The sequence below is a fragment of the Mesorhizobium sp. LjNodule214 genome (assembly GCF_964252735.1).
Lineage (GTDB): Bacteria > Pseudomonadota > Alphaproteobacteria > Rhizobiales > Rhizobiaceae > Mesorhizobium.
Genome location: NZ_CAXUPE020000002.1, coordinates 292,474 through 309,574 on the forward strand (window position 1 = coordinate 292,474; position 17,101 = coordinate 309,574).

General features: G+C 64.5%; 17 protein-coding genes. 8 read left to right on the top strand and 9 right to left on the bottom strand.

The features are described from left to right. Positions 1–46 precede the first annotated feature (46 nt). Positions 47–1,351, bottom strand: a complete 1,305-nt coding sequence (locus tag ACSQ3Z_RS15320; RefSeq protein WP_436172177.1) for a DUF445 domain-containing protein — start codon at positions 1,349–1,351, stop codon at positions 47–49. 204 nt (positions 1,352–1,555) lie between these two features. On the opposite strand from ACSQ3Z_RS15320, the gene rirA reads away from it, so the two are divergent. Further along, on the top strand, positions 1,556–2,017 hold the full coding sequence (gene rirA / locus ACSQ3Z_RS15325) for an iron-responsive transcriptional regulator RirA (RefSeq protein ID WP_436172178.1): 462 nt from the start codon (positions 1,556–1,558) through the stop codon (positions 2,015–2,017). A gap of 10 nt (positions 2,018–2,027) precedes the next feature. On the opposite strand, the gene ACSQ3Z_RS15330 is transcribed toward rirA, so the two are convergent. Genes ACSQ3Z_RS15330 through hemP form a run of 5 tightly spaced genes read right to left on the bottom strand, consistent with a single transcriptional unit; the run spans position 2,028 to position 6,150 of the window. After that, positions 2,028–2,816 (bottom strand): heme ABC transporter ATP-binding protein, encoded by a 789-nt coding sequence (locus ACSQ3Z_RS15330; RefSeq protein ID WP_436172179.1) that lies wholly within the window; start codon positions 2,814–2,816, stop codon positions 2,028–2,030. 7 nt (positions 2,817–2,823) lie between these two features. Next, positions 2,824–3,927, bottom strand: coding sequence for a FecCD family ABC transporter permease (locus ACSQ3Z_RS15335; protein WP_436172180.1), 1,104 nt, complete (start codon positions 3,925–3,927; stop codon positions 2,824–2,826). Positions 3,928–3,937: 10 nt separating this feature from the next. After that, positions 3,938–4,843: a heme/hemin ABC transporter substrate-binding protein gene (locus ACSQ3Z_RS15340; RefSeq protein ID WP_436172181.1), complete on the bottom strand. Its 906-nt coding sequence runs from the start codon at positions 4,841–4,843 to the stop codon at positions 3,938–3,940. A gap of 11 nt (positions 4,844–4,854) precedes the next feature. After that, positions 4,855–5,916, bottom strand: coding sequence for a hemin-degrading factor (locus tag ACSQ3Z_RS15345; protein ID WP_436172182.1), 1,062 nt, complete (start codon positions 5,914–5,916; stop codon positions 4,855–4,857). 27 nt (positions 5,917–5,943) lie between these two features. Next, a complete protein-coding gene (hemP, locus tag ACSQ3Z_RS15350; protein ID WP_436172183.1) occupies positions 5,944–6,150 on the bottom strand; it encodes a hemin uptake protein HemP in 207 nt (68 codons plus the stop codon). 366 nt (positions 6,151–6,516) lie between these two features. Between hemP and ACSQ3Z_RS15355 the strand changes: the two genes are divergently transcribed. The 6 genes from ACSQ3Z_RS15355 to ACSQ3Z_RS15380 all read left to right on the top strand — a co-directional run bounded on the left by ACSQ3Z_RS15355 (position 6,517) and on the right by ACSQ3Z_RS15380 (position 10,500). Continuing rightward, complete coding sequence (locus ACSQ3Z_RS15355; RefSeq protein WP_436172184.1) at positions 6,517–6,870, top strand: hypothetical protein; 354 nt, start codon at positions 6,517–6,519, stop codon at positions 6,868–6,870. A 5-nt stretch (positions 6,871–6,875) separates the two neighbouring features. Then, positions 6,876–7,319 carry a hypothetical protein gene (locus ACSQ3Z_RS15360; protein WP_436173914.1) on the top strand — a complete coding sequence of 148 codons (444 nt, stop codon included), beginning with the start codon at positions 6,876–6,878 and terminating at the stop codon, positions 7,317–7,319. Positions 7,320–7,364: 45 nt separating this feature from the next. Then, a complete protein-coding gene (locus ACSQ3Z_RS15365) occupies positions 7,365–8,681 on the top strand; it encodes a TonB family protein (protein WP_436172185.1) in 1,317 nt (438 codons plus the stop codon). Between the two features lie 93 nt (positions 8,682–8,774). Next, positions 8,775–9,746 carry a TonB family protein gene (locus ACSQ3Z_RS15370; RefSeq protein ID WP_436172186.1) on the top strand — a complete coding sequence of 324 codons (972 nt, stop codon included), beginning with the start codon at positions 8,775–8,777 and terminating at the stop codon, positions 9,744–9,746. A gap of 66 nt (positions 9,747–9,812) precedes the next feature. Then, positions 9,813–10,127: an antibiotic biosynthesis monooxygenase family protein gene (locus ACSQ3Z_RS15375; RefSeq protein ID WP_436172187.1), complete on the top strand. Its 315-nt coding sequence runs from the start codon at positions 9,813–9,815 to the stop codon at positions 10,125–10,127. A 1-nt stretch (position 10,128) separates the two neighbouring features. Continuing rightward, positions 10,129–10,500 (top strand): bleomycin resistance protein, encoded by a 372-nt coding sequence (locus tag ACSQ3Z_RS15380; protein ID WP_436172188.1) that lies wholly within the window; start codon positions 10,129–10,131, stop codon positions 10,498–10,500. Positions 10,501–10,520: 20 nt separating this feature from the next. Here the strand turns inward: ACSQ3Z_RS15380 and ACSQ3Z_RS15385 are convergent, their stop codons facing one another. Both ACSQ3Z_RS15385 and putA read right to left on the bottom strand, forming a co-directional pair. Then, positions 10,521–11,609, bottom strand: coding sequence for a glycosyltransferase (locus ACSQ3Z_RS15385; RefSeq protein ID WP_436172189.1), 1,089 nt, complete (start codon positions 11,607–11,609; stop codon positions 10,521–10,523). 61 nt (positions 11,610–11,670) lie between these two features. Beyond that, on the bottom strand, positions 11,671–15,282 hold the full coding sequence (putA, locus tag ACSQ3Z_RS15390; RefSeq protein WP_436172190.1) for a bifunctional proline dehydrogenase/L-glutamate gamma-semialdehyde dehydrogenase PutA: 3,612 nt from the start codon (positions 15,280–15,282) through the stop codon (positions 11,671–11,673). A gap of 162 nt (positions 15,283–15,444) precedes the next feature. Here putA and ACSQ3Z_RS15395 point away from each other — a divergent pair, with 162 nt between their 5' ends. Then, positions 15,445–15,897 carry an Lrp/AsnC family transcriptional regulator gene (locus ACSQ3Z_RS15395; RefSeq protein ID WP_008876371.1) on the top strand — a complete coding sequence of 151 codons (453 nt, stop codon included), beginning with the start codon at positions 15,445–15,447 and terminating at the stop codon, positions 15,895–15,897. A 1-nt stretch (position 15,898) separates the two neighbouring features. On the opposite strand, the gene ACSQ3Z_RS15400 is transcribed toward ACSQ3Z_RS15395, so the two are convergent. Next, complete coding sequence (locus ACSQ3Z_RS15400; protein WP_436172191.1) at positions 15,899–17,101, bottom strand: cytochrome-c peroxidase; 1,203 nt, start codon at positions 17,099–17,101, stop codon at positions 15,899–15,901.

The following is a 17,101-nucleotide window of genomic DNA, read 5'->3' on the forward strand; positions in this document are numbered from 1 at the left end:
CGCGAATACTAACCCTCTTGGAAGAATAGAGCATGACGCGCCCGCGTCAATTGACGAGGAACAATCGCTCGATCGTATAAAGCGTTATGCCGGCAAATCCGCCGATGACCATGCCGTTGAAGCGGATGTATTGCAGATCCCGACCGATGTTCATTTCGATCAGCCGGGTGAGCTGGGCAAGATCCCAGCGCCTGACCTGGTCGGCGATGAATTTCGACACGCCGCTCTTCTGGCTTTCGACGAAGGACGACAGCGCCACGACGAACCCCTGGTTCATATCGGCCCTGATCTGCGCGTCGCTGGCCAGATGGCGGCCGACCTCGACGAACATGGCCGCGAGATGGGCGCGGATCATCGAATTCGGCGCCTTGGCGTCCTGCTCGATGAACCGGCTGAGGCTCTCCCACATGTCGCCGGCCAGTGACTTCACCTCTGGCCGGGCCAGGAAATCGCGCTTCAACTGCTCGGCACGCCGGGCATATTGCTTTGACGTCCTCAGCCGCTCGATGAAGGTCCGCGCGAAACGGTCGAATTCGGCGCGCATCAGGTGATCGGGATCGGCCCGCACCTCGTCGAGCAGCGAGCCGGCGGACGCGACGATCTTCTTCAAAAGATAGGCGTCGGCACGAAACAGGTTGAACAGCGACGGCAGTTCCTCGCGGATCTTCTCGCGCATGGTTGCCAGCGCCTCCTCGTCGTTGAGGAAGCGGCCGATCACCCTCGTGAATTCGTCGAACAGTTTCTGGTGGCGGCGGTCGTCGGTCAGCGCCGATAGCAACTCGGCCGCCAGCGGCGCCAGCGGCACCTTGTCGATCTGCTCCAGCATGCGGCTGGTGACGAAGCCGCGCAGGCCGGATTGCTCGACCGCTGTGAGCGTTTGCGGCACCAGCCGGGCGACGAAGCGCGACAGGCCGGCCGCGCGTTCGGCATCGGCCAGCCAGTCGGCGACGAGCGCGGAAAAGTCCACTTCGGCCAGTTTCTCGCGCACCGGCTCAGGCGCCAGGAAATTGACCTCGATGAAGCGGCCGAGATTGTCGGCGATGCGGTTCTGATTTTCGGGGATGATGGCGGTGTGCGGGATCGGCAGGCCGAGCGGCCGCTTGAACAGCGCCACCACCGCATACCAGTCGGCCAGCCCGCCGATGGTCGCCGCCTCGGCAAAGGCAGCGACAAACCCAAGCCATGGGTAGGTGCCCTCGAACGACTTGGCCAGGGCGAAGATGAGGACGCAGAGCACGAGCGCTGCGGTGGCCGCGAACTTGGTGCGTCTCAGCGCTGAGAGCTTCGTTTCGGCATCGATGTCGATGCGAACGGCGGCAGCCGGTGCAAGAACCTGGACTGGTGGTGACATGGGTCGAGCCGCTCCTGATCGGTGTTGCGATCTTATTTAGGATCGGTCCCGGCCAAATGCCCGCGACACGGCATCCGGGTCACAAGTCCGCCCGGTCATGCACATAAAGTTGACGAGGTTATTCATCTATTATGCGCCGCCAGTCTGGAATTGTTCCAAGGTATAGGCCATATTGAACCCAAGCTACTGCTTCGTGAGGACAAAATGCGGCTTACGCGCCAGACCAATTACGCCATGCGCATCCTGATGTATTGCGCCGCCAACTCCGATCGGCTGAGCCGCATCCCCGAGATCGCAGCTGCCTATTCGGTGTCGGAGCTTTTCCTGTTCAAGATCCTGCAGCCGCTGGTGGAGAATGGCCTGGTCGAGACGGTACGTGGCAGGAATGGCGGCGTCAGGCTAGGCCGCGCCGCCGAGCAGATCAGCCTGTTCGACGTCGTGCGGGTGACAGAAGAGAGCTTCGCCATGGCCGAGTGCTTCGAGAACGACGCGGCCGAATGCCCGCTGGTCGACAGCTGCGCGCTGAATTCGGCGCTGCGCGAGGCGCTCAACGCCTTCTTTGCGGTGCTGTCGCGCTACACGATTGCCGACCTGGTGGCCGCGCGCCCGAACGTGCGGCATCTGCTCGGCATCGACATGCTGGAGCGCCGCGCGCCAGCCGCCTGATTTCGCTTGGCTAGGCCGCAGACTGCGGCAGAACGAACGGCATATTCGCGGCCGGCAGCACGCCGACCCTCAGCCGGCAATCGAAGACCTTCTCGATCAACTCGTCGCTGAGCACGTCTTGCGGCGCGCCGGCGGCGGCGAGCCGTCCGCCATGCATGACATGGATGCGGTCTGCATACATGGCCGTCAGATTGAGGTCGTGCAGGATGGCGATCACGCCGCCGCCGCGTCTGGCGAAGTCGCGGGCGATGTTCATGATGATCAGCTGGTGCTTGACGTCGAGGCTGGAAACCGGCTCGTCGAGAAACAGATAGCGCGGCTTGCCGTCCAGCACCGGCGCCCAGACCTGGCACAACAAGCGCGCAAGCTGAACGCGCTGCTGCTCGCCGCCCGAAAGCTCCTGGTAGAAACGCCCGGCAAAACCCTCGAGGTCGACCCGCGCCAGCGCCCGCTCGGGCAGGCGATCGTCCTCGCCGGGCAGCCCGCCCGAACGCCCGCCGAGGAGGCCGAGCCTGACAATCTCGCGCACCGTGAAGGGAAAGGACAGCGTCGTTGCCTGCGGCAGCACGGCGCGCAGCGTCGCTGCCTCGACCGGCTTCATCGCGGACAAGTCGCGACCATTGATGGCGACCGCGCCCGAATAGGCAAGATCGCCGGACAATGCCTTGAGGAAGGTCGTCTTGCCAGATCCATTGGGGCCAACGATGGCCGCGATCTCGCCCGGCCGCGTGGCAAAATCGACATTGGCCACGATACGCTTGCCGCCGATCGCCACCGAGACATCGCGTGCTTCTATCATTGCGCACTCACAGGTCGATGACGCCGCGCTTGCGCAGCAGGATCCAGAGGAAGAACGGCGCGCCGGCAACCGCGGTGACGATGCCGATCGGCAGTTCCGCGGGCGCCGCGATGGTGCGCGCGACGGCGTCGGCCAGCAGCAGCAGCGACGCGCCGAGCAGCGCCGACGCCGGCAGCAGGTAGCGATTGTCGGGGCCGATCAGCAGGCGCAACAGATGCGGCACGACGATGCCGACGAAACCGATACCGCCGCTGACCGCGACGGATGCGCCGACTGCTGCCGAGACACCGACGATCGCGGTGTATTTCAGCCGCTGGACCGGAATGCCGAGATGGCCGGCGGTCGCTTCGCCGAGCGCCAGCGCATTGAGGCCACGCGCCAGGAACGGCATCGCCGCCAGCGCCAGCACGATGACCGGCCCGACGGAACCGATCTTCTGCCAGGTCGCGCCGGCCAGTGAGCCGAGTTGCCAGAAGGTCAGGTCGCGCAGCTGTCGGTCGTCGGCCATGAAGATCAGGATGCCGGTCAGCGCCATGGCAAGCGCCGCCAGCGCGATGCCGGCAAGCAGCATGGTTGCGACCGAGGTTCGGCCTTGCCGTGTCGCGACCTGATAGAGCAGCAAGGTCGTCGCCAACCCGCCGCAGAAGGCTGCCAGCGGCAAGGCGAGCGTGCCGAATGCCAGCGTGAGCGGCGCCAGCACCGTCGCGCCAAGCACGATGACGGCCACCGCACCGAGGCTCGACCCCGCCGAGACGCCGATCAGGCCGGGGTCGGCCAGCGGATTGCGGAACAGCCCCTGCATCACCGCGCCGGACACGGCGAGTGCTGCCCCGATCAGCACGCCCAGGATGACGCGCGGCAGACGGATGTCATAGACGATGAGACGGTCGCGGGCGCTCAGCGCCGGGTCGCCCGGCACCGCGCCGAACAGCCAGTCGCCGATGACGCCGATGGCCGACGCGTCGGAAGCGCCTGATGTCAGCGACAACAGCATGGCAACGACAAGCCCCAGGCAGAGCAAAAGGATCACGAAGCGGGCGCGTCGTGACCGGTCTCCGTCTGTTGCAGCCGCCATCGTTCCCGCCGCAGCGACGATTGACTGATCGCCCATGATGACCCGCTCAGTCCGTGACCTGGCTGCCATAGAGCGAGACGGCAAGGTCGTGGATGGCGTTGGCCGTGCGCGGCCCGAAGCCGAGCAGATAGCCGCCGTCCATGCGGATCAGCCTGCGCGCGGCACCGGCCGGCGTTGACGAAATGGCCGGATTGGCGAACAGTTCTTCGTCTGGCGTGGCACGCCCGGCATTGTTCATCATCAGGATCACATCCGGCTTCGCGGTGATGACAGCCTCGTCGGACATTTGCTTGTAGCCGGAAAAGCCGCCGATCGCGTTGACCCCGCCGGCGAGCTTGATGATGCCGTCGGCGGCGGTGTCGGTGCCTGATGCCAGGATCTTGCCGCCTTGCATCGACAGCACGAACAGGATGCGCTTGCGGTCCTTGATCGAAGCGGTCTGCTTTTCCGCTGCCTTCAGCTTGGCATCGGTCTCGACCGCCAGTTCGGCGGCCTTGGCATCGGCGCCGATCGCCTTGCCGACGATACGGATCTTTTCGAGGATGCCCTCATGGTCATAGCGATCGGGCACCTCGATGAAGGGGATGCTCGACTTTTTCAGCACGTCGAGGGCTTCCTTTGGGCCGCTGCCGTGCAATGCCAGGATGCCCGACGGATTGACCGACAGCACGCCTTCCGGCGACAGCTGGCGCATATAGCCGACGTCAGGCAGCTGGAGTGCGGCCTCCGGATAGCAGCTGGTCGAATCGCGGGCGACCAGATGGCTCTGCTCGCCGAGCGCATAGACGATCTCGGTGATGGAGCCGCCGATTGCCGCGATCTTCGATGTATCGGCAAAGACGCCTGTACTTTCGCCGGCGCGAGCCGACGGCGGAGCCATGACCAGCGTCAGACCGATCACCGATCCGATCGTCAGCCTGAGCAAACCCGAGAGCCTGGGAAACAAAGCCATTATCGTCGTCCTCAGGCTGCGGTCGGGCTTGGAATGCGTGGCAGGTTCTCGGCCAGGAATCGCCAGTCGTCGCGTTCGCCCTCGCCTTCATGGCGCTTGCCAAAGAACTGGATGATCATCCTGCCGTCGGCGCCATAAACCTCGAGCGAGGTGACATGCCCGTCCTTGGTCGGCTTGCGCACTGCCCAGACCTCGTGGATGTGGTCGGTTCGCAGATGCAGATGGAAGGTCTCGTCAAGTACGTTGATCCACGGGCCCATCGGCTTGATCGACCTGACCGGGCCGGAATGGATCTGGATGCAGCCGCGATTGCCGACAAAGCACATGATCGGCAATTCACCGGCGGCGGCGTGGTGGAACATGGCGCCGACGGCGTCATTGTCGACCAGCCAGGCATAGTCCTGGCCGACCATGCGCACCGCCTGGCGACGGCTGAGCTTGAGCGTCTTCAGCATGCCGAAGAACTGGTGCACGTCGGTCAGCCTGCTCCAGCGGTCGCGCAGATCGTCGACACTGGCCACGGCGCCCTGAACCTCGTTCTCCTCCTCGGCGCCGCTTGCCGAGACCGCCACGGTCGGTTCCTGGTTCGACGATTCCAGCCCTGCCACCAGCTTCTGATAGGCGTAGAGGTTGGATGCGGGTCTGAGATGCACCTTGTGCACAGCCTCGCCTGCCGCGTCGAAGAACTGCAGGCTGCGACGGATGTCGCCACCGTCGCGCTTTTCGACGGCAAAGCCGTGTGCCCAGATTTTCGGGAAGATGCGCAGGTCGATGTTCTCGCCCAACACCATGGCATTGTGGTTGCCGGTGACGACCTTGTCGTAGATGCCGATCTTCTCGTGCACCGCGCTTTCGTTGCGGGTCAGCGCCATCACCTCGCCCACGGCCTCGAGGCCGGTCAGAAGATCGTTGACACGCGGCTCGACGCGCACGACGCCGTCGCCGCAATGCGCCGCGACGAGCTCGGCCTCGGAAATGCCGAGCTGGGCGGCGAGATCGCGCTCGCGCGTTTTGGGATTGTCTTCCCGCGCTCGCCGGATTTCATACGGCGACGGTTTCACGCGCTGATCCATGTCCTAGCCCCCTACTTTTCCTGAAACCTACTTGTTGAGGATCAGCTTGCCCTGGCGGGTGATCTTCAGCCGGTAGAGCGCGCCGTGATGTTCGATGCCGATCTCGTGCTCGCCCTGGAACAGCGTGTTGCTGGACAACGTCCTCACCGCCAATGGAACCCGGTCATAGCGGACAGAACTGTCGTCGGAACGGCGGACGCGATAGCGAAAGTCACTGGGATTATGCGTGTTCATCTGTTCGGTCCCTTCCTGTGCCGGCCACCTGGCCGGGCGCCTGCGTAAAATGCCGATTCATTTCTTGACTCTAATAATCATGTTTACTAGTCAGTGCAATACAGGACTAAATGAGTCAACATTTAAGATGCCGGACACGATGAGAAATGCCAGCGAGCGCCGCGCCAGCCAGCATTGAACCTGGATTTGGAGTTGGGGTGATGGGGCCGGTGGCAAGGAATATGGCTGCTCTGCTAAGCGGAGCGGCGGTGACGGTATTTGTTGGGATGCATGGCGCAAAAGCCCAGGAAACGCAGACGAACGAAGCGGAAAAAAAGGGGCGCGTGACCCTGCTGCAGAGGCTCGTACTGGGTGCGAGAGAACTTGGTGCCCGGCTCGACCTACGGCAACCCGCTCACGACCATCCCCTCCCATAAGATCGTGTTTTCATTGGGCGGACGCTTGCCGGATCGCGACCTGGAGTTCGGCGGCCGCGTGACCCACGCATTCGAGACTCCAAACAGCATTCAGGGCACGGTCGCTTTGCCGAAGACGGCGGATGCCTGGACCATTGTGGACGTCTTCACTTCGTGGAAGCCGCAATCCGGCCAGTTCGAGGGCTGGCAGGCGCAGTTCGGCATCAACAACATCTTCAACGCCTACTACCGCGACGCATTGGCGCTCGACTACGCCAAGGGCCGAACCTTCAAGCTGACATTGGCAAAACAACTGGACTGGTGAGAATGATGAAAATCACGGCGGCTATGACGCACTTCCTGAGCGCGGCGACTGTCGTCGCCGCCGTGGTCGGCCCAGCGCATGCCGAGGGCACCGCGCCGGGCCAGGGGCTCTCCCTCGAGCTCAACGGCGCGCAACCCTCCGACAAAGGTTGCCGGCTGACCTTCGTGGTTGCCAACAATCTCGGCGCCGACCTTTCCAAGGCGGCGTTCGAGATCGCCTTGTTCAACGATGCAGGCGTGGTCGACCGGCTGACCGTCCTTGATTTCAAGGATCTGCCGGCCAGCAAGACCAAGGTGACGCGTTTCGATCTCGCCGGCACCGACTGCGCCAAGCTCGGCCGCGTGCTGATCAACAGTGCGACGGAGTGCGTGGGCGCCGGCGTCGAGCCGGCCACATGCCTGCGCAGCCTGAAGACCACGACCAAGACCGGCATCGCCTTCGGCCTGTGAGAGGGTGCGACGTTGGGGCTGGAACCGGCATTCTCGCAAAACACCATGGCCTGGCCCCTGGCCGGGCCTTTTGTTTTGCCGCAGGAGCCGGACGATCCCGATTTCACCATTCCGCACGGCTCGCTGCAGTCTTCGCTGCGCGACACGCCGGAGAAAAACTATATCGCCGATACCAGCGGTGAGCTGACCACGACACCGGCCGAGCCGCTGGGCGTCAAGCGGACACGGCAGCCAAGGCGCAAATGGAAAGCCGCTGTGGTTTTCTCCTGCGTCCTTCACGCGGCGGCGGCAATGGCGTTCCTTGCCACAGGCGATGAGCCCGTTCTGATCGAGGGCGCCGACCAGTCCGGCATCATGTTGCTCGGCAACGCGCCGGAGGACCAGTCGGCGGCCGGCGACATGACGGAAGCCCCGCTGGAGGCGACCAAGGTGACGCTGGTCACCATGCTCGATCCAAAGCCAGTGCAGACTGTGGAAGCGCAACCGGTCGCGATCGAAACGACCCAGCCGGTCACCGAAGCAGAGACGCCGGACACGGCGACGCTGGAGCCTCTGCGAGAGACACCGGATCGGCCCGCAATCACACCCGACCGAGTCGATCCTGTCCCCGACGAGCCGGCGACGGCCGCGATCGTCAATCCCCTGCCCGAGATCCTGGTGGTCGATCGGCTGCAGCCGGTCGAAGACGACAACGCCGTTCAGAGGCCCGCGGAACCGTCGACGACGACAGTCGAGGCAACCGAAACGCCCCCCGAGAAAACGCCACCCGTCGAAACCTCCGAAAAGGTTCCGGCTGAGACGGAGCCGCAACCGGCGCCTGCGGAAAAGAAGCCCCCGCCTGCGAAGCCCAGGAAAGCCGAGCCTGCGAAAAAGCCGACCAAGAAGGCGCAGAAGGCTGAAGCACAAAAGAAACAGGCTAGCGAGCAGAAGAATGCGGAAAAGGCGGCTGCCAAACAGGTCAAGTCCGGCTCCGGCGGCCAGAATGCGGCCGACGCCAGGCGCGGCGTTGCCGAGGGTGAGGCCGACGGCAGGACAACGAGCAAAAGCCAGGGCGGGAAATCCGGCGTTGGCAATGCGTCCGTGTCCAACTATCCGGGCAAAGTGGCCGCCAAACTGCGGCGCGCGTTGCGCGGCATGCCTAGTTCCGCGCGGGCGAAGGCGCGCAACGATGTGCAGGTGACCTTCGTCGTCAGCGCCAGTGGCGGGGTCGGTGGCATCCGCGTCGCACGCAGTTCCGGGTCGACTGAACTCGACGCGGCTGCACTCGCGGTCATACGCCGCGCAGCCCCCTTCCCCCCCATCCCGGCGGATGCCGGCCGATCGAGCTGGGCGTTCACCTTGCCGCTCGGCATCGTGCGCTGATGGCCGCTGCCCGGCTTCTTTGCCCAGCCACGTGCGGCAATTGATCTTGATTTGACAATACCACGTCGCTCGCGGCAGTTCTCGCCGCGAGACATGCAGGACATCAGCCCCCTCCCCAACGCCGGCAGCGAGCTGGCGATCCCGCCGGCCGAGCCGATTGCACCCGCGCGGCCATCAGCCTGGAACCGCAAATGGACGATGGCGATCATCGCCTCCTGCCTGCTCCATGCCGCTGCTGCGGCGGTATTTATGATCACACCCGCCGGGACATTCGATTCCAGGGATGAAGTACAGGCCGAAGGCACCGATCAATCAGGCGCTGACGTGGTCGGCAGCGCCCTGGATGGCAAGGCACCGGGCGTGATGGACGTTACCTTGGTGCCCGACCCGCGGCCAGCCAAGCCTGTGGCCGTTCAATCCACGCCGCCAACCGACACACCTCAACCAGCAAAGGAGGCGGCCGCGCCTAAGCCGCCGTCGGAAGCCGCCAAGCAACCAACGCACGCTCCGGACATACTGACGGCCGCCACCCCGCGCCAGGACGACCAGAATGTCGCTGCAACCGGCGAACCACCGGCATCGCCTGCGATCCAGACGCAAAGTACCGAGGCGCCGCCAGCCGATATCGGGCAGCCACCGGTCCCGAGCGCGAGGCCAAGCGCAACAGCCGGGCTTGGAGGAACAAGCAAAACAAACGATTCGCGTGGCGCGGCAGATGGCGAGGAACGCGATCAGGCGGTGATTTCCAGCAAAGGCAAAAAGCGGGCCGCGGCAGGCAATGCGATGGAATCCCGCTACAGCGGTGAAATTCAGAAGAAGCTTGCCCGCGCCAATCGTCGCGTTTCGAAATCCGTGCAGGCGAAGGCTCGCAACAATGCCAGGGTCGTTTTCGTTGTCATGGCCGACGGCAGCATCAGCGACTTGCAGCTTGCCGAAAGTTCAGGTTCTGCCGAGCTTGATCAATTCGCTTTGACATTGGTGCGCCAGCAAGCACCGTTCCCTCCCATTCCACCCGAGACCGGCAGGTCAAGTTGGGTGTTCAAAGCGCGGATCGGTCCGTTTTAAGAGCCTCGACCTCGTCGTTTCAGACCTCCATCAAACATAACAATTCGCAATCCCGAAAGGAACCCAATGTACATCGCCATGAACCGCTTCAAGGTCCAGAACGGCTCGGAAACCGCCTTCGAGGACGTCTGGAGGAACCGCGATTCCAGCCTGTCCGAGATGAAAGGTTTCAGGGAATTTCATCTGCTGCGCGGCCCGGCCAACGAAGCGGAAGGCTACACGCTCTTTGCCTCGCACACAGTGTGGGCGAGCCATGAGGATTTCATCGCCTGGACCAAGTCCGAGAATTTCCGCGCCGCGCACCGCAACGCCGGCACATCGAAGGTGCATTATCTCGGCCATCCGCAATTCGAGGGCTTTTCCGTCGTCGAGGGCGCCTGAGATGGCATCGCTCGCGGCCGACCCGGCCCGCAGCATCCCGGTCCTGCCCTCGCCCGACATCGCGGCGACGCGCGATTTCTATTGCGACGAGCTCGGTTTCGGCATCGTCGGGCCGGGGATGGACGACTATCTGATCGTTCGCCGCGGCGAAATCGAGATCCATTTCTGGAAGAGCGACGACCGCAAACTACCCGAAGTTTCATCCTGCTACATCAGGGGTAGCGAGGTGCCGGCGCTGCACGCCGAATTTTCGGCGCGCGGCGTCGAGAAGCTCAGCCCGTTCACCGTGCGGCCATGGAACATGAAGGAGTTCTACGTCCGGGACCCGCACGGCAATTTGCTGAAATTCGGCTGCGCACCCGAAGAGATCTGAAGCTTCGCCGGGCAACGGTGTCAGCGTGGCGCCCAACCGAACAGCCGCCGCACCCTCCGCGTGAAGCGCTTGCGCAGCTGTCGCCGGCGGTCCTTGCGACCGAGAAACGGCGTCAGCCGGGGATCGGCGGCCAGAGTGCCGAACCGCCTGACATGCTGCGTCAGGAACCCGGGCACGAAATCCCTGCCGTTGATGGCGCGCAGCCGCTCCGCATGGGCCAGCACATAGTCGAGGACATCCGCGCCCATGGTCGCTTCAAGGGCAAGATAGGTCGGCGATTGCTGGACATGGCCGCCGGCATAGGCAGTGCCGGCCGATGCGTTGGCGCCATGCAGACGGTAGAGGCCGAGGCTCTCGGACAGGATCAGGCTGCCAGCAACCAGATGCGCGCATGTCGCGGCAAAATAGTCGGTCCCTATCGTCACCCGAAACGGGAACGCCAGAACCGGTTCCAGCGCACCGCGCCGGAAAACCATCGACGAGGTCGGCGCCCACATCCAGCCATAGGCGCCGGGTCCGAAATAGGTCACCGGATGGTCCGATTGATAGGCAAGCTCGCCAGCCATCGCGCCAAGCTGCCTGAAGGCCGGAATGCCGATCCCGGCCGCCTCCGGTTCCGATCGCGGTTTGCGCAGCACGACATAGGTGCTCGCGAGCAAGGTCCGCTCGCTATCGACGAAGAAAACATCGGAGCTGGATAGCGACGCCGATCGCGTCGCGTTGAGATGCGCCGACAGATGCGCAAGCAAGAAATTCGGCAGCCAGATGTCGTCGGCATCGAGGAATGCAACGAAAGGCCCGTCGGTCGCGGCAAAGCCATCGCGAAATCCCGCGATCTGCCCGCCATTCTCCGAGCGCGCGAGCAGCCGCAGGCGCGGGTCGCCAATCGCCTGGAGGAGTTCTCGGACATGTTCGGCCGAGCCGTCGGTCGAGGCATCGTCGACGATGACGCAGTCCCAGTTCCGGTAGGTCTGCGCCAACACCGAGCGGATCGCCTGTTCGACGTATCGGCGGTAATTGTAGCAGGTGATGACCACCGCCACGCGCGGCAGCTCAAACGGTGGAGACGTGTCTTCCATCTGATCGGCCTCGCCCGCTCGAATTGCCACCCATGTTTCATCCGGCTGCTTTTGCTTTGCAACTCGACGCAGGCGAGCGAAGTACGAAAACCTAGGCGGCCGCCAGCAGGCTGGCATTTCCGCCCGCCGCCGTGGTGTCGACGCAGACAGCCCTTTCATGCGCATAGGCCGCCGGGTTGAGCACCTCGCTGACTAAAGGCACGATCGGGCCGCTGCGCTCGGCGATGACCTTGCGCACGATGCGCGCGGCCTCGGGCGTGCCGGAGAAGGCGACGACGTCGACGCGCAGCGAACGCGCCTCGACCGGATCAGGGCGGCCGTCTATGGCCGCCAGCGGCAGGCCCTTGCCGGTCAGCGCCGACAGTGCCGCCGGCGCACCGGGCGCTACCGCAAGCACGGCGTTGCCGGCGGCAAGCGCCTGGATCGTCTGGGCCAGCAGCGTATCGGCATCCGGCCCCAGGCAGAGCACCCGACCACGCGGCGACAGCGACAGCGTGTTGGCTTCGCCGGTCGGCCCGGGCAGGTCGACCTGGCCGAAATCGATGCTGGCGGCAGCACCTATGGCCGCAGCACCCTTGCCGCGCAGATGCTTGCGCAGGATGGCGACGCGGTCAGGCCGCGTCGACCAGCCGCCAAGCGTCGGATCGGGCAGATTGTCGGCAAGCTCGGTCGCCGTCACCTTATGGCCTTCCTCCAAATGCGTGCCAGCCTCCGGCCCCTTGCGGAAGCGCCTCAGATAATGCGGACCGCCGGCCTTCGGCCCAGTGCCCGAAAGCCCCTCGCCGCCGAAGGGCTGCGAGCCGACCACGGCGCCGATCTGGTTGCGGTTGACATAGATGTTGCCGGCATGGATGCCGTCGACGAAATGCTGGGCGCGGCCCTCGATGCGAGTATGCAGGCCGAAAGTCAGGCCATAGCCCTTGCGGTTGATGGCGGCGATGACGGCGTCGATCTCGTCGGCGTCGAACGTCGCGACGTGCAGCACCGGCCCGAACACCTCGCGCTCCATCTCCTCGATGCCTTTGACCCGAAACACATGCGGCGCGACAAAGCGGCCGCTCGTCGGCGCTTCGAGCTTGGCGATCAGCCGGCCCTGCTGGCCCATTTTCGTACAATAGTCTTGGATCGAGGCCTGCGCCTCGTCGTCGATGACCGGGCCGACATCGGTCGAAATCTGCCACGGATTGCCGAGGTTGAGCGCTTCCATGGCGCCCTTCAGCATCTCCAGCATCTTCTTCTCGACGTCCTTCTGCACATAGAGCACACGCAAGGCCGAGCAGCGCTGACCGGCGCTCTGGAAGGCCGAGGCGAGGATGTCGCGCACCGCCTGTTCGGGCAGTGCGGTGGAATCGACGATCATGGCGTTCAGCCCGCCGGTCTCGGCAATCAGCATGGCGTCGGGCGCGGCGGTCTCGGCCAGCTGCTTCTCGATCAGCTTGGCGACCTCGGTCGAGCCAGTGAAGCAGACGCCGGCAATGCGCGGATCGGCGGTCAGCGGTCCGCCGACCGACGGACCATCGCCCGGCAGCAGCTGGATGACATCTTCAGGCACGCCGGCCTCACGCAGCATTTCGACGGCGCGGAAGGCGATCAGCGGTGTCTGCTCGGCCGGCTTGGCGATCACCGAATTGCCGGTCACCAGCGCGGCTGCGATCTGGCCGGTGAAGATAGCGAGTGGAAAATTCCACGGCGAAATGCAGACGATCGCGCCACGCGCCTGCGTGCCGCTCTCGGCATTGACCGCCTCAGCGGCGTAATAGCGCAGGAAGTCGACCGCCTCGCGCACTTCGGCAACGCCGTCGGCGAGTGACTTGCCCGCCTCGCGAGTGGCGAGCGCGAAGAACTCGACGGAATTGGCCTCATAGAGATCGGCAGCGCGGTTGAGGATCGCGGCGCGCTCGGCGACGGGACGTTTCGCCCATGCCGGCTGCGCCTCCACGGCGATGCGCACGGCGGTCGCGACCTGCTTGGCGTCTGCCTCGTGGATAGAGCCCACTACTTCGTCCGGCTTTGCTGGATTGGCAACGGGGCGCTGCTTGCCGTAGCCGGCGGCGCGGGTGATCGGCTTGGCATGCCAGCGGTCCGATCCGGCAAATTCCGCCTTCGCCTTTTCGATCGCGGCCAGCGTCACCGTATCGGTGATATCGAATCCCCTGGAGTTGCGGCGTCCACCCCCAAAGATGGCAAAAGGCCGGGCGATTGCCGGATTGGCGGCCGGACCCTGCCTCGCCACCGTTTCGAGCGGATCGCGGGCGATGTCCTCGGGCTCGACCTCCTCGTCGGTGAGCTGGTGGACGAACGACGAATTGGCGCCGTTCTCCAGCAGCCGGCGGACCAGATATGCCAAAAGGTCGGAATGGGCGCCGACCGGCGCATAGATGCGGCAGCGCGTGCCTTCGGCCTGGCGTACCGTCTCGTGCAGCGCCTCGCCCATGCCGTGCAGGCGCTGGAACTCGAAGGCATCGCGGTTCGTCGCCATCGACAGGATGGCGGCCACGGTATGGGCATTGTGGGTGGCGAACTGCGGATAGATGCGGTCGGTCATCGACAGCAGCTTCTTCGCGCAGGCAATGTAGGAGACGTCGGTGTTGGCCTTGCGGGTGAAGACCGGATAGCCGTCGAGCCCGAGCGTCTGCGCCCGCTTGATCTCGGTGTCCCAATAGGCACCCTTGACCAGCCGCACCATGATGGTGCGGTCGTATTTCCTGGCCAGTGCATAGAGCCAGTCGATGACGAAAGCCGCGCGCGGGCCATAGGCCTGGACGACGACGCCAAAGCCGTTCCAGCCGGCGAGCTCCGGCTCTGCCAGCACGCGCTCGATGACGTCGAGCGACAGATCGAGGCGGTCGGCCTCCTCGGCGTCGATGTTGAGGCCCATGCGCGAATGCCGCGCCGCCAGCGCCAGCGACAACAGCCGCTCGGCCATGACCGGCAGCATCTTTTCCTTCTGCGCCACCTCGTAGCGCGGATGCAGCGCCGACAGCTTGACCGAGATGCCATGGTTCTGGCGGATGTCCGGCCCATTGGAGCCGGAGTCGAGCGAGGAAATGGCGTCGGCATAAGCCTTATGATAGCGCAGCGCGTCGGCCTCGGTACGGGCCGCCTCGCCCAGCATGTCGAAGGAATAGAGATAACCTTTCTGCGTCATCGGCCGGCCACGCTTGACGGCCTCGGCGATGCTGCGGCCGAGCACGAACTGCTCGCCCATTTCGCGCATGGCAGCAGCGACCGCCTTGCGGATGACCGGTTCGCCGAGCCGGCGCACCATGGCGCGCAGCGTGCCTTCGATGCCGCCCTCGCCTTCGTCGAGCACGCGCCCGGTCAGCATCAGCGCCCAGGTCGAGGCATTGACGAAGATCGAACTCGAGCCACCCGAATGCGCCGACCAGTCGTGCGGCGCGATCTTGTCGGCGATGAGGTCGTCCATCGTCTCGGTGTCGGGCACCCGCAGCAGCGCCTCGGCCAGGCACATCAGCGCCACGCCTTCCTTGGTCGACAGGCCATAGGCGGAGAGAAAGACTTCCATCAGCCTGGGATCGGACGAGCCGCGCACCGCCCGCACCAGATCGGCGGCACGGGTCGAGATCGCGTTGCGGTCCTTCGTCGACAGTTCTGTCGCCTCGGCCAGCCGCTTCACCGCCTGATCTTCGTCTGGCAGATAGTTGGCACGGATCTGCTGGCGGATGGCATCGAGCGCTGGCATGGCGGTCCTGTGAACGAGCAAGAGGAAGCGGACCGGCGGTCACCGGACCGAATGGCGCAAACTAGCACAGTTGAGGATTTCGGTCGGTCCAAAGAAATCGACAAGGCAGATCGATTGATCTATCATTTGCGCCAGTATCCCACCAATTTGACCGCGAAATCGATGACCGAAGATCAATTGGACCGCATCGACCGGAATATCCTGTCGGCGCTGGCGCGTGACGGCCGGCTTTCCATGTCGGAACTCGCGGCAAAGGTCGGCCTGTCGAAGACACCGGTCCAGGCGCGGGTCAAGCGGCTGGAGAAGGATGGCTTCATCAGGGGCTATCAGGCGATCATCGACCGCGAGCGCATGGGCGAAGGCCATGTCGCCTTTGTCCAGGTGAAATTGTCGGACACGCGTTCAGCTGCCCTCGACGCCTTCAACCGCGCCGTACAGGCGGTGCCGGAGATCGAACAGTGCCACATGATGGCATCGAGCTTCGACTATCTTCTCAAGGTCCGCACCACCGACATCGCCGCCTATCGCCGTGTGCTCGGCGAGCGCATCTCGGCGCTCCCCCACGTCGCCCAGACCTCGACCTTCGTGGCGATGGAGACTGTCAAGGACCGCTGACTCACTCGGCCAGCGTCTTCAAAAACGCCACCAGTGCTGCTCGTTCACGGTCCGAAAGCTCAAGCGGGTGGACTTCGGACGTGCCTTCGACGCTTGCCGGCGCCTTCGAATAATGCGCCACCACCTCCTCGAGCGAGGAAAACTGCCCGGCATGCATATAGGGCGGTCGCGTCGCTGCACCTCGCAGAGACGGCGTCTTGTAGGCGCGGATCAGTTCCGGCCCTGTCTTGACCATGAAGCGCAGCTCGCGACAGGCGTTGTCGTCGCCGTCGCGAAAGGCGCCGAAGCAGTTGAACGGATCGGCCTCGACCTGCGACACGGCATCGATGCGGCCGCGATCCGGCGGCAGGTCCGCGACCGGCGGCACGCCGGTGTTGTGAAAGCTGTTGTCGCTGAAGCGCGGGCCGTTGTGGCAGGTCACGCAATTGGCCTTGCCGATGAACAGTTTCAGCCCAAGGATCTCCTCCGCCGAAAAGGCGTCGTCGCCTTGCGGCTTTGCCCCCGATGACAGGTCGATGGCAAAGCGGTCGAAGCGTGTCGGCGGCGGCTCGATGGATCGCTCGAAGGCGGCGATCGCCTTGCCGATATTGGCGAAGACACGATTGACGTCCTCGGCCTGGCTGGCGGGCATGGTTTTCCATGCCGCCTTCTCGGCATCGGTGCCGAGCGGGCTGGCATTGGCAGGCACGCTCGAAAGATCAGGCAGCGGCCCGAAGATGCGCTCGTAGCGCTCGCCGAAACGCTTCTTGATGTAATGCGCGAAGGCGGCGCGGTTGCCCGCATGCTCAAGCGGATTTTCCAGCGGCGTCAGCGCCTGAGCCCACAGGCTGTCGCGCCGCCCATCCCAGAAGAACCAGGGATCGCGCGCGACACCGGCCAGCGGCATGGTGCGGCGGTTGGTGCGGCCGACGCCGACTGCTTGCGGCAGGTCGTCCTGGAACTGGCGGTCGATCTTGTGGCAGGTCGAGCAGGAGACCGTGCCGTCGCGGCTCATGCCCTGATCGAAGAACAGCGTCGAGCCAAGTGCGGCGGCAGCTGGAACGTCGGCAAAACGGTTGGTGGTGTCGGGCTTCAGCGCCGGCAACGTGTTCAACGCCAGCGAGGCAATGGTTTTCTTCTCGGCATCGGAAAACTCCGGCTTGCCGCAGCCGGCAATCATGGCCATCACCGCCAGCACGAGAAGACACAAGAGACGGCGGTTCAT